The 15,474-nt window shown below is 62.9% G+C and carries 8 protein-coding genes and 1 tRNA gene; 6 read left to right on the top strand and 3 right to left on the bottom strand.

What is annotated here, in order from left to right:
- Nucleotides 1–112 precede the first annotated feature (112 nt).
- The 3 genes from AXW84_RS06710 (at nt 113) to AXW84_RS06700 (ending at nt 6,958) form a co-directional block, all read left to right on the top strand.
- Nucleotides 113–3,178, top strand: a complete 3,066-nt coding sequence (locus AXW84_RS06710; protein WP_082773742.1) for a SusC/RagA family TonB-linked outer membrane protein — start codon at nt 113–115, stop codon at nt 3,176–3,178.
- Between the two features lie 21 nt (nt 3,179–3,199).
- Entirely contained in the window at nt 3,200–4,765 is a 1,566-nt protein-coding gene (locus AXW84_RS06705) for a RagB/SusD family nutrient uptake outer membrane protein (RefSeq protein ID WP_068230395.1), read from the top strand.
- A 123-nt stretch (nt 4,766–4,888) separates the two neighbouring features.
- Nucleotides 4,889–6,958, top strand: a complete 2,070-nt coding sequence (locus AXW84_RS06700) for a glycoside hydrolase family 65 protein (protein WP_068230393.1) — start codon at nt 4,889–4,891, stop codon at nt 6,956–6,958.
- 241 nt (nt 6,959–7,199) lie between these two features.
- Here the strand turns inward: AXW84_RS06700 and AXW84_RS06695 are convergent, their stop codons facing one another.
- Together AXW84_RS06695 and AXW84_RS24600 are read right to left on the bottom strand one after the other, a co-directional pair.
- Nucleotides 7,200–9,644 carry a bifunctional YncE family protein/alkaline phosphatase family protein gene (locus AXW84_RS06695; RefSeq protein ID WP_068230390.1) on the bottom strand — a complete coding sequence of 815 codons (2,445 nt, stop codon included), beginning with the start codon at nt 9,642–9,644 and terminating at the stop codon, nt 7,200–7,202.
- A gap of 147 nt (nt 9,645–9,791) precedes the next feature.
- Nucleotides 9,792–9,950, bottom strand: a complete 159-nt coding sequence (locus tag AXW84_RS24600; RefSeq protein WP_157886859.1) for a hypothetical protein — start codon at nt 9,948–9,950, stop codon at nt 9,792–9,794.
- A gap of 335 nt (nt 9,951–10,285) precedes the next feature.
- Between AXW84_RS24600 and AXW84_RS06690 the strand changes: the two genes are divergently transcribed.
- Nucleotides 10,286–11,728: a Gfo/Idh/MocA family protein gene (locus AXW84_RS06690; protein WP_068230387.1), complete on the top strand. Its 1,443-nt coding sequence runs from the start codon at nt 10,286–10,288 to the stop codon at nt 11,726–11,728.
- 69 nt (nt 11,729–11,797) lie between these two features.
- Nucleotides 11,798–11,874 (top strand) — tRNA-Ala (locus tag AXW84_RS06685).
- 58 nt (nt 11,875–11,932) lie between these two features.
- Here the strand turns inward: AXW84_RS06685 and AXW84_RS06680 are convergent.
- Nucleotides 11,933–13,024, bottom strand: a complete 1,092-nt coding sequence (locus AXW84_RS06680) for a LacI family DNA-binding transcriptional regulator (protein ID WP_068230383.1) — start codon at nt 13,022–13,024, stop codon at nt 11,933–11,935.
- Between the two features lie 532 nt (nt 13,025–13,556).
- Here AXW84_RS06680 and nagB point away from each other — a divergent pair.
- Entirely contained in the window at nt 13,557–15,473 is a 1,917-nt protein-coding gene (nagB, locus tag AXW84_RS06675; RefSeq protein WP_068230380.1) for a glucosamine-6-phosphate deaminase, read from the top strand.
- Nucleotide 15,474 lies beyond the last annotated feature (1 nt).

The following is a 15,474-nucleotide window of genomic DNA, read 5'->3' as shown; positions in this document are numbered from 1 at the left end:
CTTACTGCCACCTCTCGTAATCGTTTGCGGTTTCGTTTGCGTTATCGATTGCACCTAAATAGCTGCCAAATTGGCGCCTTAAGTATTTTTCTCCCACCTTCAATTTTCACTCATGAGTAACAATTGGTACAAACGTTACAACCTCTACGAGCAACCCGCTGCTCAGCGGGTCGGCCAGACCAAGCCTGCGCTACTACAGCTGCTGGCTTTTACCCTCTTGGTTCTTTTATTTCCCCTACTGAGCCAGGCGCAAACCAACCGGGCCATCACCGGCAAAGTGGTTGACAGCAAAGCCGTCGGCTTGCCGGGGGTCACAGTCATCGTGCCCGGCACCACAGTGGGAGCCAGCACGGGCTCTGACGGCACCTTCCAGCTCCAGGTGCCCAACACCGCCACCGCGTTGTCCTTCTCGTTCATCGGCTATGCTACGCAGAAGGTTGACATCACTGGTAAATCCACTGTGCAGGTTACCATGCAGGACGACGCCCAAGCGCTGGGCGACGTGGTAGTGGTTGGCTACGGCACGGTGAAGAAAAGCGACCTGACTGGGGCCGTTAGCGCCTTGAGCACCAAGGATTTCAACAAGGGCACGTTTACTTCGCCTGACCAGCTTATCCAGGGCCGGACGTCGGGGGTGCAAGTGACCCAGAACAGCGGCCAGCCCGGGGGCGCGTCCACCATCAAAATTCGCGGCAACTCGGCCGTGACGGGCACCGGCCAGCCGCTGTACGTTGTGGACGGCGTGCCACTCGACGGCCGCTCGGCCCGCCCGGGCCTGAACACCGCCTTTGGCGACAGCCCTGACAGCAACCCGCTCAACTTTCTGAACCCGGCCGATATTGAGTCAATCGACATTTTGAAAGATGCTTCGGCCACGGCCATATACGGTTCGCGAGCTGCTTACGGGGTAGTTATCATCACTACTAAACGAGGCAAGGTAGGTGAAGCCAAGCTGGACATAGGTGCCTCGGGTGGCTTCTCGAACATTATGCGCAAGATCAAGGTGCTCAGCGCCGACGAGTATCGCCAGGCACTAACTTACTACGGGGCCTCGGCCAGCAACAATAAGGGGCTGAGCAACGACCCATTGGGGGCTATCCTGCAAACCGGGCCGCTCCAGAACTACAACGCGGCCATCAGCGGCGGCAGTGAAAACGCCCGGTACCGCCTCTCCCTCGGCTACCTCGACCAAAAGGGAATCATCAAGAAAACTGACTTCCAGAAATTCAGCACCAACTTCGTAACCAACATGAAGTTCTTGGAAAGCAAGCGGTTGGGGATAGACGTGAACATCACGGCCAGCCAGTCGCGCGAGCAACTGGCTCCCATTACCAACAACGGCGACTTCCGGGGCAGCCTCATTGGCCAAGCGTTGCAGTGGAACCCGACCGACTCGCTTTACGGTGCCAATGGTCTTCCGGTGGCCCGGCTAGGCAGCTCCGTCATCAACCCGGTGGCGCAACAGGAGTATTACAACGACAACTCGCGGGTGACCACGGCGTTGGCATCGGTTTCGCCCTATTACAAGTTTAACGACTGGCTGGAGTACCGGGCATTGGTGGCAATTAACTACAGCACTGGCATCCGCCGCACTTCTATTGACCAGCGCCTCAACATCTCGGACTATCAGCAGTTGGGCTACGCTGCCATCGGCACCAGCGAACTGCAAACCCAGCAGATGACCCATACGCTGAATTTTAACAAGAAGCTCGGTTCCGACTTTAACCTGAACGCTTTGGTGGGCTATGAATACACCAAGTTTGGCTATTCAGGCACGAACCTGAACGGGCGGGGGCCAGTGAATACCACGACGGGAGCACCTATTGGCTTTGGTACCTATGGACTGGACTACACCAACTACCTCCAGTTTTCCAATCCCTCGGGCCGCTCCATCACATCGTTCGTAGACCCCGTAACCGAGTTGCAATCGTTCTTTGGCCGCGCCATCCTCAACTACAAGGGGCGCTACCTGCTCACGGCTACCCTGCGGTCCGACGGGAGCACCAAGTTTGGCGTCAACAATAAGTACGGCTACTTCCCCTCGCTGTCGGCGGCCTGGGACATTAGCCAGGAGAGTTTTTTGAAGGTGGAAGCCATCAACCAGCTGAAACTACGGGCCGGCTACGGCCGCACTGGCAACCAGGAGTTTCCGGCCGGCTCGGCCCGCGGGTCCATCGCTTTCCTGAATAACAACGAAGGCACCCGCCAGGTCAACAACGACAACGCCAACCTGAAGTGGCAGTCGGACGAGCAGTACGACGGTGGGGTTGACGTTGCCTTGTTTAATAACCGCGTGACGCTGACGGCCGACTACTTCTACAAGAAGACGACTGACCTGCTGTATCCGCTCGCCCCGATTCAGCCCGCTTCGCCCGGCGGCGCCATCACGTGGAGTAACCTCAACGGCACCATCGTGAACAAGGGGGTCGAGCTGATTGCCGGCGTTACGGCGGTCGACGGGCCACGCTTCGGCTTGAGCTTCAACGCCAACGCCACGTTCATCCGCAATATGGTGTCGGGCATCCCCGGGGTCATCCAGACGGGTGCCCTCAACGGCCAGGGCTTGTCGGGCGTGACGGTGGAAACGATTCAAAGCGGCTACCCCATCAACTCGTTCTTTACCCAGCAGTTTCAGGGCCTCGACCCCACCACCGGCCAGTCGCTGTACGCCGACAACGGGGCCCCCCGCTACCTGGGCAACCCCAACCCCCGGACGCTGGCGGGCCTAAGCACCACCGTGCGCTTTGCCAAACTCTCGCTGACGGCCAACTTCAACGGGGTATTCGGCAACCTCATTTACAACAACACGCTCAACAGCGTGCTCAACGTGAGCCAGATCCAGGGCGGCAAAAACATTTCCAAGGTCCTCTACGATTCCCCCATTAAGGAGGCCCTTAGCAACCGGCTCGCGCCGTCGTCGCGCTACCTGGAAAGCGGTAACTACGTGAAGCTGTCGAACGTAACGTTGTCGTATGCCTTGGGTGACCTGGGCAAGGTATTCAAGGGGGCCAGCATTTACGCCATCGGCCAGAACCTGTTCGTCATCACAAACTACACGGGCTTTGACCCTGAAGTCAACACCAACAAGACGGTGAACGGCGTGCCCTCGGCCGGCATCGATTACACCGGCTATCCGAGCGCCCGCACCTTCACGTTCGGCGTCAATTTCTCCCTCTAACCCACTCAACTACTTATTTTTATGAAAAAAATACTCAGCGCGGGGGCCCTGCTGGCGGTGCTTCAGCTTGCCAATAGCTGCCAGATCAACGAGGAGTTCCAGGGGACCTTGCCGGCAGCGCAGTCGGGCGGCGGCTCCGCCAATCCGGCATCTTTGCTCGATGGCGTGTACAGCTCGATGCGCAGCCCATTTCAGGGAGCTACCCAGGTGTTTGCCCTTTCGGAAGTAACCACCGACGAACGCCTCATGCCCACCCGCGGGGGCGACTGGGACGACAACGGCGTGTGGCGCCAGTTGCACCAGCACAACTGGGATGCCAACCACACCCAAGTGCGCGATGCGTTCAATAACCTGAACGGCGTCGTGTTCGCAGCCACTGACATTCTCCGCTACAATCCCAGCACGCAACAGGCCGCCGAAGCCCGCTTCCTGCGCGCCTGGGCCATGTACTGGGTGCTCGACCTTTACGACCAAGTGCCTTACCGCGACCCGGGCGAACCCGTAACGCAACTGGCCCGCGTGCGCAAGGGCACCGAGGCGCTCGACTTCATCATCAGCGAGGTGAACGCCGTGCTGGCGACCCTGCCCGACGCCCCGGTATCCCGGGCCACCAAAGACGCGGCCCGTGGCCTGCTCATGAAGTGCTACCTCAACCGGGGCGTGTATGCCAACCGCAGCACCCCCGCGTTCGCTGCGGCCGACATGAACCAGGTTATCAGCTTGGCCGATGCCATCATCAACAGTGGGCGCTACCGATTCGCCACCAACTACTTTGATAACTTTGCTCCCGACAATACCAACATCGGCACGGAGAACATCTTCACTGAACTAAACGTGGGCGGCGTGAGCAGCGGGGCCCAGTACGACCTGTGGCGCTTCATTTCGCACTACAACATGGCGCCCAGCGGCTACAACGGGCCAACGGCTTTGTCCGATTTCTACGACAAGTTTGGGGCTAACGACATTCGCCGGGGCACGGTATATAAGTACAAAAATGGCCCAACCAATCCTGGTAACCGCCAGAATGTGGGTTTCCTAATAGGCCAGCAATACAACCTGAATACGGATGTTGCGCTGACTGACCGCACCGGCGCGCCTTTGGCTTTTACGCGGGAGGTAAGCATCATCGAAACCAACGCCCAAACCTTGGAGCGCACGGGCATCCGCCCGATGAAATACCCACCTGACTTTACCAATAACTCGGCTGGCACGATTGACAACGACATGGTGCACTTGCGCCTGCCCGACATCCTGCTAATGAAGGCCGAAGCTATTCTGCGCGGGGGCACGGCCACGACAGCTGGCACCTACGGCAACACGCCGCTGGCGCTGGTCAACTCCATCCGCACGGATGCTTCGCGCAATGCCGGGGCTCTCGCCAGTGTGGACTTGAACGCCTTATACGACGAGCGAGGCCGGGAATTATACCTGGAAATGTGGCGTCGGCAGGACATGGTTCGCTTCGGCAAGTTTCTGGGGCCTATCCAGGAAGGGTCCACAACCAGCGCTGCTACCTACCTCATCTTCCCCATCCCCAACCAGCAGATTGCCGTTAACTCGAACCTAGTTCAGAACCCTGGGTACTAAGCTCTAAGCGGCGCGGAGCCCCAGAGGCCCCGCGCCGCTTGCCCATCGACCACGCAAAGGAGGATAAGCCAACGCTTATCCTCCTTTGTTTTAGGCCATTTTTCACCGTTTTCCCGTTTTCGGATGCTACGCACTATTCGCAATAAATCGAGCCTGTTTTTTGGCGCGCTGGCGCTGCTGTGGTCGGCCGCCTGGGGGCCCGTGGGGGCCCAAACGGCCGTTGACCCCTGGCGCATTGCCGCCGATAAGGTGGACCCCAACCACTACTACGGTGCCACGGTAGCCAACGGGCTGATTGGCATTGTGTCATCGCCGGTGCCGTTCCAGGTGAAGAGCGTGGTGCTGGCCGGCGCCTACGACCAGTACGGCCGCGGCCGGGTGAGCAACTTCCTCAACAGCTTCAACCTGCTGAATATGTACCTGGAGGTGGACGGCAAGCGCCTGGGGCCCCAGGAGGCCACCAACTTCCGCCAGGAGCTGGACATGCAGCGGGCGGCCCTGACGACCACTTTCGACTACGCCGACAAGGCTACCGTGCGCTACACGTACTACGCGCTGCGCCACCTGCCCTTCACGGTGCTGCTCGACGTGAGTATTACGGCCAAAAAGGACGTGAACCTGACCGCCGCCAGCGTGATGGAGGCCCCCGACGCGCTGCGCGACGTGCAGAACTACTACAACGAAATCGATAGGCCCCACGCCACGCTCAGCCTGCTCACGTCGTCGGCCAAAAGCCCGACGGGCAAGATTCAGCTGTGCGCGTCGACCAGCTTTTTGTTTGAGGAGCCGCACGGGCAGGAGCCCCGCATCATCCACGAGATGTGGGACAACAACATGCACCTGATGAAATTCGGCAAGGCCCTGAAGGCCGGTCAAACCTACGGCTACGCCATTGCGGGCTCGTCCATCACCTCGGCCCACCACCCCGACCCGCTGAACGAGGCCGAGCGCCTCACCATTTTTGCCCGCCTGGAGGGCCGCCAGCGCCTGCTCGACTTCCACGCCAAGGCCTGGAAGGATTTGTGGCAGAGCGACATTCAGATTACCGGCGATGCCCAGGCCCAGCAAGACGTGCACAGCATGCTGTACCACCTCTACAGCTTCTCGCGGGCGGGCACCGACTACTCGCCCTCGCCGATGGGCCTCTCGGGCCTGGGCTACAACGGCCACGTGTTCTGGGACACCGACGTGTGGATGTTTCCGGCGCTGCTGGTGCTGCACCCCGACATTGCCAAGTCGCTGCTGGAGTACCGCTTCCGCCGCCTGGAGCCGGCCCGGCGCAACGCCTTCGCCCACGGCTACCAGGGCGCCATGTACCCCTGGGAAAGCGCCGACACGGGCGTGGAGGAAACGCCGGTGTGGGCCCTGAGCGGACCGTTTGAGCACCACATTTCGGCCTGCGTGGCGCTGGCTGCCTGGCAGTACTACTGCGTGACGCAGGACAAGGACTGGCTGCGCGAGAAGGGCTGGCCCATCCTCTCGGCCACGGCCGACTTTTGGGCCAGCCGGGTGGAGCGCAACGGCCCCGGGCACTACGACATCAAGAACGTGGTGGCTTCCGACGAGTGGGCCGAGAACGTGGACAACGACGCCTTCACCAACGCCGCGGCCCAGGTGAACCTGCGCAACGCCACCGCCACCGCCCAGCTGCTGGGCCTGCGCGCCAACCCCGACTGGCTGCACGTGGCCCAGAACATTCCCATCCTCAAAATGGCCGACGGCGTGACCCAGGAGTACGCCACCTACCACGGCGAGGGCATCAAGCAGGGCGATGTGAACCTGCTGGCCTACCCGCTGAAGACGATTACCGACCCCGCCCAGATCCGCAAAGACTTGGCCTACTACGAAACCCGCGTGCCCACCGAAGGCACCCCGGCCATGACGCAGGGCATCTTCGCGCTGCTCTACTCGCGCCTCGGAAACGCCGACAAGGCCAAGCTGTGGTTCAAAGACGCATACGAACCTAACCTGCTGCCGCCCTTCCGCGTCATTGCCGAAACCAAGGGCGGCACCAACCCCTACTTCGCCACCGGCGCGGGCGGCGTGCTGCAAGCCGTGCTCATGGGCTTCGGCGGGCTCGACATTACGCCCGCCGGCATTGTGCAGCGCAAAACCACGCTGCCCAGCGGCTGGCAATCGGTGCGCATCACCGGCGTGGGGCCCCAGCACAAAACCTACGCCAACGGCCGCTAACGGCGGCTGGGGCCCCGGGCCTTTAAATCCCGGGGCTCAGGGGCTCAGGGGCGGCTTACAAAAAGCCGGTCATGCTCATCTGGCGTCCACGCAGTGAAGCATCTTTCCCGCTGAGTAAACCTAATTACTTACGCGAGAGAGATGCTTCACTGCGTGGACGCCAGATGAGCATGACGGCCTTTGGGGGCACCAGGGTCCTAATTTGGGGGCCCTGGCACGAACGCGCTGCCCACGCGCCGCCTCAATCGTCGTCGTCGTCGCGTTTGGGCGTGGGGCGCAGGAAGGCGCCGCGGCGGGGGGCCGGCACGGCGGCGTTTTCGCCCCGGATGGCCTTCCAGACCACCTCGGTAAGGTCGCGGTCGGGGGTGGCGTCTTCGCGGGCCAGGTTGAACTTGGCCGAGCGCTCGGCGCTGCGGTTCCAGGCGGTGTTGCGGGCGTCGAGGGGCACGCGGGCGGCTTTGGCTTGGTACGGGGCCCCGGCGGGCGCGGCCTGGAACACGCCGAACAGCGGCCGCGCGGCGGCGTCGTACTGGCTCATGGGCGGCAGACCGAGGACGAGCTCCATCGTGCGCAGCACCCCGGCCGTGGTGTAGAGGGTGTGGTCGACGGCGCCGCGGCGGGTGTAGGGGCTGATGACGAAGGCCGGCGAGCGGTGGGCGTCCACGTGGTCGGGGCCGTTCTGGGCATCGTCTTCAAGCACGAACACCACCGACTCGTTCCAGATGGAGCTGTGCGAGAGGTGCTCCACGAACTGGCCCAAGGCAAGGTCGTTGTCGGCCACGGCCGAGATGGGTGAGATTTTGCCCAGCCGCTGGCCGCTGGTGTGGTCGTTGCTGATGCGGATGGTGCTGAACTGGGGCACGGCCCCGCGGGCCAGCAGCGAGTCAAAGTCCTGGGCCCAGATGCGCACCCGGTCCACGTCCTTCACGTCCAGGTCGAAGCCCGGGGCCTTGGGGCAAATGTGCCCTTCCAGCGACTTGAGCGGCGTTTTGCCGTTTTCGGCAAACTCGCCGTAGCTGCGGTAGCTGCGGCCGGCGCGCTGGCAGTAGTCCCAGATGAAGCCGTCGCGCGGGTAGGCAATTTTGCGGGTGCCCTCGAAGTCGTAGGTGCCGCCGCGCCCGCCGTAGCTGATGGGCCACGACTTCTCCACGTAGTCGGTGGCGTAGGCGGCCATGCTCCAGTTGTGGCCGTCGGCGCTCACCTCGGCATTCACGTAGAAGTTGTCGAGCAGCACGAACTCGCGGGCCAGCGCGTGGTGGTTGGGCGTCACGCGCTCCGGAAAAATGCACAGCGTCGAGTCGCCGTTGCCCTCGCGCATATCGCCGAGCACCTGGTCGTACGTCCGGTTTTCCTTGATGATGTAGAACACGTGCTTGATGGGCGACGCCTGGCCCGCGCGGCGCGGAATAGGGCCCCCAGCTACGCCCAAGGCTTCTTTTTCCAAGGCCGGCGTGAAGGGCGTATTGGCGTACACTTGCGCCGAATAGGCCTTGAGCTGGGCCGCGCTCGGCGCTGGGATGACCGAGAGCGTGCCCTTGAACAGCCCGCCGATGTACTGCTCGCGTCCGTTAATGATGCCCTTTTGGTAGCCGCTGTTGTCGGTGCGCTTCACCGGCTGGGGCCCCCGGGGGTTGGGCAGCGAGGAAAAGCCCTTGCCGTTGGCCACCAGCACCTGCTTGCCCAGCGTGCGCACGCAGGTGGGGTACCAGCCCGTGGGGATGAAGCCCTTCGGGACGCTCTTGCCCGGCGCCGCCACGTCGAACACGGCCAGGCAGTTGTTGTCGGCGTTGGCGATGTAGAGGGTTTTCTCGTCGGGGCTCAGGGCCAGGCCGTTGGGCGTCGAGCCGGTGAGCTTGGTGGGGTACAGGGCCGAGGAAATGGTTTCGAGCACCTTCCAGCTCTTGGCGTCCACCACCGACACGGAGTTGTCGTTGGCATTGGCCACGAACAGGTAGCGGCCGCTGCGGCTCTGAATCAGCTCGTTGGGGTGGCTTTCGGTGGCCAGGCGCTGCCGGATCTGGCCGGTGCGGGTGTCGTAGGCCAGCAGCTCATCGCCGCCCCACAGGCTGATGTAGAGCGTGTTGCCGTCGGGCGCCAGCAGGCACCCGTAGGCCTCGTGGCCCAGGGCTAGCCGGCTGAGCGTACGCTTGGTTTTCAGGTCAATGACGTACAGCGCGTTGTCCTCCTTGGTCACGGTGTAGAGGCGCTGCCGGGGCCCGTCCACGGCCAGGCCGGCGGGGCTGATTTTCTCCTTCGGCCAGGCCTTGCCCAGGCGCAGCGTGTCGGGGGCCCCCAGCTTGCGGGCGGCCACGGGGTAGGCCAGGATAACGTTGTCGTTGGCGCCCGACACGTAGAGTCGGTCGGCCGCCGCGTTGAACGCCAGCCCGTACCACGACTTGCCGATGACTTTCTCATCGAGCAGCTTTTGCGTTACCGGGTCGATGAGCTGCACCGTTTGGGTGCTCTGCCCGTTGTTGGTAACGGCCAGCAGCCGGCCCGATTGCGAGAGCTGCATGTTCAGCGGCAGGTCGCCGAGGGCCAGGGCGGGGCCCCCGGCCGGCGTGAGCGACCAGCCATTGGGCAGCAGAATTTTGGCGGCCCGGGGGTCGTCGGCGGGCACTTGGGCGGCGGCCGGGCGGGCGGCCAGCAGGCCGAGGGCGGCGGCCAGGGCAAAAGCGATTTTCATGCGGAGCGGAATGAGCCAGCAAAACGCCGCCCAACCCAGGCGGCCGGCCCGGCTTAGGCCCGGGCTGAGCGCAAAGGTCGGCAGCGGGCGGCCGTGCGCGGCTACGCCAATATTACGTTTGCGCGGGCCGCCGGGGCCCCGGCGCGGCTAGTACATGGTGGCGGCCCAGCTGGCCGGGCTGATGCTGCGCCGCCGCCGTTGCAGCTCGCGCACGCGGTACACCGCTACCACGGCCCCAATTACCCAGCCAATAATGGTGGGTTGCAGCAACAGGAATAGCGTGCCCAAGCCCCGGCGCCGGTTCATCAACAGCGAAATTCCAGGAAAAAGGCATGCCAACCACCTGAGCCCAACAGATTGATACAATCCAAATATATCCGATAAACATTCAAAAGTTTAAAGGCAACCGTTTGGTGCCGGTCGCCATTCGGGGGTTGCGGCGGGCCCCCAGGCAGCCAAAGCCGGGCATTGGCCACTGACAGGGCCCCGGCCGCGGCCTTCGCATCCACCGGCTTGCACCGGGCCGGCGCTGGCGCGGCCGACCCGGTACAAGCCGGTGGTGGGCGGAGCTAAATCGCAATTTTCTGTACCTTCCGCCTCGAAATTATCCTCTCTTTCCCACCCTTTGCCCCTACCCGCCTATGAGCCAGGTACCCGAGGCGCCCTCCCGGCGCGAGTTTGTTAAGAAAAGCACGTTGGCCGCGGCCTCGTTTTTCATTGTGCCGCGCTTCGTGCTGGGCGGCAAGGGCTACACCGCCCCCAGCGACCAGCTGTTGATTGCTGGCATTGGCGCTGGCGGCAAGGGCGAAAGCGACATTGCCATGTTTGCCAAAACCGGCAAGGCCCGCATCGCCTACCTCTGCGACGTGGACGACCGCCGCGCTGCTAATTCGCGCAAAGCGTTTCCTCAGGCCAAGTACTACAAAGACTGGCGGAAGATGCTGGAGAAAGAGCACAAGCACATCGACGCGGTATCGGTGTCGACGCCCGACCACAACCACGCCATGCCGGCCCTGGCGGCCATGCAAATGGGCAAGCACGTGTACGTGCAGAAGCCGCTGACCCACGACATTTACGAGGCCCGTGCGCTCACCGAGGCGGCCCGCAAGTACCCCAAAGTGGTGACCCAGATGGGCAACCAGGGCTCGTCCAACGACGGCGTGCGCCAGCTGATGGAGTGGTACGACGCCGGCACCATTGGCGACGTGCACACCGTTTACTGCTGGACGGACCGGCCCGTCTGGCCCCAGGGCATTGCCTGGCCCACTACCGCGGCCACGCCGCCCGCCGAGCTGGATTGGGACTTGTGGCTGGGCACGGCCCCCAAGCGCGATTACGTCGACCACCTCATCCCCTTCAACTGGCGCGGCTGGTGGGCCTACGGCACGGGGGCCCTCGGCGACATGGGCTGCCACCTGATGGAGGCCCCCTTCCGGGTGCTCGACTTGCAGTACGCCAACTCGGTGCAGGCCAGCGTGGGCAGCGTGTACGTCGACGAGTTTAAGCGCGGCTACTTCCCCGACAGCTGCCCCCCCAGCAGCCACGTCACGCTCACGTTCCCCAAAACCGCCAAAACCAAGCAAGACATTACCATGCATTGGATGGACGGCGGCATCCAGCCCGAGCGCCCCGACGAGCTGGGCGCCAACGAGCTGTTTGGCGACGGCGGCAACGGCATTCTCTTCATCGGCGACAAGGGCAAGATGATGGCCAGCACCTACGCCGACAACCCGCGCCTGCTGCCCCTCTCGCGCAACCAGGAGGTGACGGTGCCCCAGACCCTGGCCCGCGTGCCGGGCCAGGCCAACGGCCACTACGGCCAGTGGGTAGAAGCCTGCCTGGCCGGCGCCGGCAAAACGAAACTCAGCTCGCCCTTCGCGCTGGCAGGCCCCCTCACCGAGGCCCTGCTGATGGCCAACCTGGCCGTGCGCGGCTACGACCTGCAAAAGCCCCGGGCCACGGGCCAGGGCTTCGACTACCCCGGCCGCGGCCGCAAGCTGCTCTGGGACAACCAGCAAATGCGCATCACCAACCTCGACGAGGTTAACCAGTTCGTGAAGCGCGACTACCGCACCGGCTGGTAAGCCAGCGGCGGCCGCCGCGGGGCCCCATGCGGGGCTTTTGCGGCGGCCGCCGTATGTTTGCCGGCACTTGGGGGATTAGCTCAGCTGGCTAGAGCGGTTGCTCCGCAAGCAACAGGTCATCGGTTCGACTCCGATATTCTCCACCAAAAAGCCCTGGCCAGTTGGCCGGGGCTTTTTGGTTGCGTTTGCCCCGCGCTGGGGGCCCTATTTCTCTATGTAATAGCGCAGGTTTTCCTTGGTGATGATGTCGAGCGGCAGGTACTTCAGCGGGGGCACTTCCTTCTTGAAAACCAACTGGTCGGCCAGTGCAAAAACGCCCTGGTAGCCCTGCTCGTGCGGGTTTTGGTTGATGAGGAAGTCAATCACGTTCTCGTTGAGGAAGTGAATGTTCTTTTCCAGCAGGTCGTAGCCCACCAGGCGCACGTCCTCGCGGTGGTAGGCTTGCAGGTAGGGCGCAATTTCGTAAGCCTTGGAAGTGCTCACGAAAATGCCGCGCAGGTTCACTTCCGCGTCGTCGAGCAGCCGGTTCAGCTGCCGGGCAAATGATGGGTCGGACGGGTCGGGCAGGTCGATGCTAACGACGGCATCGGGGGCCGGGCGGGGCCCCGGAGCCGCTTCGTTCTGGGCGGCCAGCTGGGCAAAGTAGTCGCGGAAGCCCCGCTCCTTCTGCGTTACGTGCACGGAGTTGGCAATGTCTTCGGCGATGTGGGCGATGAGGTACGTGCCCGGCCGGGCCTGCCCAAACTGCACCAGCTTGCCCGCCAAAAACCCGCTCTGGTACGAGTCCTGCCCCACGTAGCTCAGCGAGGGCAGCTCGGCGATGTAGGTATTGAAGAGCACGTACGGAATGCGCTGCGCCTGCCAGCGCTCAAAAAACGCCAGCGATTCGCGGTAGAACAGCGGCGCCACGAGGATGCCGTCGGGCTCGGAGCGCGTGGCCGCCTCGGCCTGCGCCACAAACGAGGCCACCTCCGTGAGCTCGTAGGGGTACATGGTGACGTTGACGCCGTACTGCTTGAGCTCCTTGGCGGCCTTGCCGATGCCGTCCCACGGGGCCTGCCAGTAGGGGTCGATGAGGTGGTCGGGCTGCACCACGGCCAGCTGGTAGGTGCGGTTCGAGCCGAGCGTGCGGGCAATCAGGTTGGGCTCGTAGTCCAGTTCCTCCATCATCAGCAGCACTTTCTGCCGCACTTTTTCCGAGACCCGGCCCCGGTTGTGGAGCACCCGGTCCACGGTTCCCACCGACACGTTGGCCTTGGCGGCAATATCCTTGATGCGTACCGCAATTTTTTCCATACTGCTAACGACCCTTCGCCCGGCGCGCCGGCTTGCGTGCGGCGCCCTAGCGCGCGGGTCCGCGCTTGCTTGTAAACGTACCAAAGTTATCACGTAACTCAGCGCCCAGGGCCGCGCCGCCGCACGGAGCCGCCGGCAACAGCAACGAACAGTGCCCGGGGTTGCTGCGCATCTGCTTTTTTTTATATCGGGGCCCCAGGCGTTGGGCTTGGCTTACCGAACCACTTAAAGTGCCGTGTGTGCGCACACTCTGAACAATTATTTTTGCGTGTGCGCACACATTTTTTGTCTAACGCTTGCTTTGCTTGCGCGGCAGGCTTATGTTTGATCCAAGCAAACTCTTATTTACTACGATTATTCCATGCAGCCGCGCTGGCCCTTGGCCTGCCGGCCTCTATAAAGCGCCCCGGCCATTACTGCACTAATTCTTGCTTCGCGCTCCGAAAGCAGCCCCTGGGGCCCCGGCTTTTCGCCTGCCGCGCCTTCCTGCTTCGTTTTAAAAATCCGCCATTTTTACGCTCGAAATTCAGCCATGGAAGTTTTGAATTACTCCGAAACTACGTTTGAAAAACTGCCGGTCACCGTTTTTGAAACGTCGCGGGAAGGCGCCATTTACGTGGCCCACGAAATTGCCGAGCTGATCCGCGCCAAGCAGGCCAAGGGCGAGCAGGCCGTGCTGGGCCTGGCCACCGGCTCGTCGCCCATCGGCGTGTACAAGGAGCTGGTGCGGCTGCACCGCGAGGAGGGCCTCAGCTTTCAAAACGTGGTCACGTTCAACCTCGACGAATACTACCCCATGCCGCCCGACGAGCTGCAGAGCTACGTCTACTTCATGCACGAGCAGCTGTTCGACCACGTGGACATCCGGCCCGAAAACGTGCACATCCCGGACGGAACGCTGGCCATCGAAAAGGTGAAGGCCTACTGCCAGGCCTACGACAAGCTGATGGAGGACTACGGCGGGCTCGACTTGCAGCTGCTCGGCATCGGGCGCACCGGCCACATCGGCTTCAACGAGCCGGGCTCGGCCAGCACCTCGGCCACGCGCCTGGTAAAGCTGGACCCGTTGACGATTACCGACGCGGCCAAGGACTTCATCAAGGAAGAATACGTGCCGCTGCGGGCCCTCACGATGGGCGTGGGCACCATCACCAAGGCTCGCCAAATCATCCTGCTGGCCTGGGGCGAGGGCAAGGCCAAAATCCTCCAGGAAACGGTGGAGGGCAAGATTTCGGACGCCGTGCCGGCCTCCTTCTTGCAGCAGCACCCCCACACGCGGGTGGTGGTGGACCAGTGGGCGGCCCTGGAGCTGACGCGCATCAAAACGCCCTGGCTGGTGGGCATGTGCGCCTGGGACGACGTCCTGATTCGGCGGGCCGTTATCTGGCTGAGCCTCAAGATGCAGAAGCCCATCCTCAAGCTCACCGACGAGGACTACAAGGACGGCAGCCTGAGCGACCTGCTGGTGGAATCGGGCAACGCCTACAGCCTCAACATCCGGGTGTTCAACGGTATCCAGCACACCATCACGGGCTGGCCGGGCGGCAAGCCCAACTCGAACGACGCCCAGCGGCCCGAGCGGGCCCTGCCGGCCCACAAGCGGGTGCTCATCTTCAGCCCCCACCCCGACGACGACGTGATTTCGATGGGCGGCACGCTGCTGCGCCTCGTCGACCAGGGCCACGACGTGCACGTGGCCTACCAGACCTCGGGCAACATCGCCGTGTTTGACGACGACGCGCGCCGCTTCGCCGACTTCGCCCTGGACTTCGCCCAGAAGCTGCACGTGGGCGCCAACAAAATGCAGCGCGAGCACGCCGAAGTGGTGGAGTTCCTCAGCCACAAGAAGTTGGGCGAGGAAGACAGCCTGTTGGTGCAGGACATCAAGGCCCTGATTCGGAAAGGCGAGGCGGCGGCGGCCTGCCGCTTCTGCGGCGTGAAAGATGCCAACGTACACTTCATGAACATGCCGTTTTACGAAACCGGGCAGGTGAAGAAGAAGCCCCTGGGCGAGGAAGACATCCAGGAAGTGGTGAACATTTTGCAGGAAATCCAGCCCCACCAAATCTTCGCCGCCGGCGACCTGCGCGACCCGCACGGCACGCACAAGGTGTGCCTCGACGCCATTTTTGCCGCCCTGGCGCGCCTCAAGGGCAAAGAAGCCTGGCTCGACGACTGCTACCTGTGGCTCTACCGCGGGGCCTGGCAGGAGTGGGACGTGGAGGAGATTGAAATGGCCGTGCCCATCAGCCCCGAGGAGTTGATGCGCAAGCGCCAGGCCATTTTCAAGCACCAGTCGCAGAAGGACAGCGCCGTGTTCCCCGGCAACGACAAGCGCGAATTCTGGCAGCGCTCCGAAGACCGCAACCGCGCCACCGCCAAGCGCTACGACCAGCTCGGCCTGGCCGAATACGAGGCCATGGAGGCCTTCGTACGCTACCGCTTTTAGG

This window comes from Hymenobacter sp. PAMC 26628 (assembly GCF_001562275.1).
Lineage (GTDB): Bacteria > Bacteroidota > Bacteroidia > Cytophagales > Hymenobacteraceae > Hymenobacter.
This window is presented reverse-complemented; position numbering and strand designations above follow the sequence as displayed.

What these genes read in the sequence shown, in the direction of transcription:
- AXW84_RS06710 (WP_082773742.1), top strand. Translation starts at nt 113, where the DNA reads ATGAGTAACAATTGGTACAAACGTTACAACCTCTACGAGCAACCCGCT.
- AXW84_RS06705 (WP_068230395.1), top strand. Translation starts at nt 3,200, where the DNA reads ATGAAAAAAATACTCAGCGCGGGGGCCCTGCTGGCGGTGCTTCAGCTT.
- AXW84_RS06700 (WP_068230393.1), top strand. Translation starts at nt 4,889, where the DNA reads ATGCTACGCACTATTCGCAATAAATCGAGCCTGTTTTTTGGCGCGCTG.
- AXW84_RS06695 (WP_068230390.1), bottom strand. Translation starts at nt 9,644, where the DNA reads ATGAAAATCGCTTTTGCCCTGGCCGCCGCCCTCGGCCTGCTGGCCGCC.
- AXW84_RS24600 (WP_157886859.1), bottom strand. Translation starts at nt 9,950, where the DNA reads ATGAACCGGCGCCGGGGCTTGGGCACGCTATTCCTGTTGCTGCAACCC.
- AXW84_RS06690 (WP_068230387.1), top strand. Translation starts at nt 10,286, where the DNA reads ATGAGCCAGGTACCCGAGGCGCCCTCCCGGCGCGAGTTTGTTAAGAAA.
- AXW84_RS06680 (WP_068230383.1), bottom strand. Translation starts at nt 13,024, where the DNA reads ATGGAAAAAATTGCGGTACGCATCAAGGATATTGCCGCCAAGGCCAAC.
- nagB (WP_068230380.1), top strand. Translation starts at nt 13,557, where the DNA reads ATGGAAGTTTTGAATTACTCCGAAACTACGTTTGAAAAACTGCCGGTC.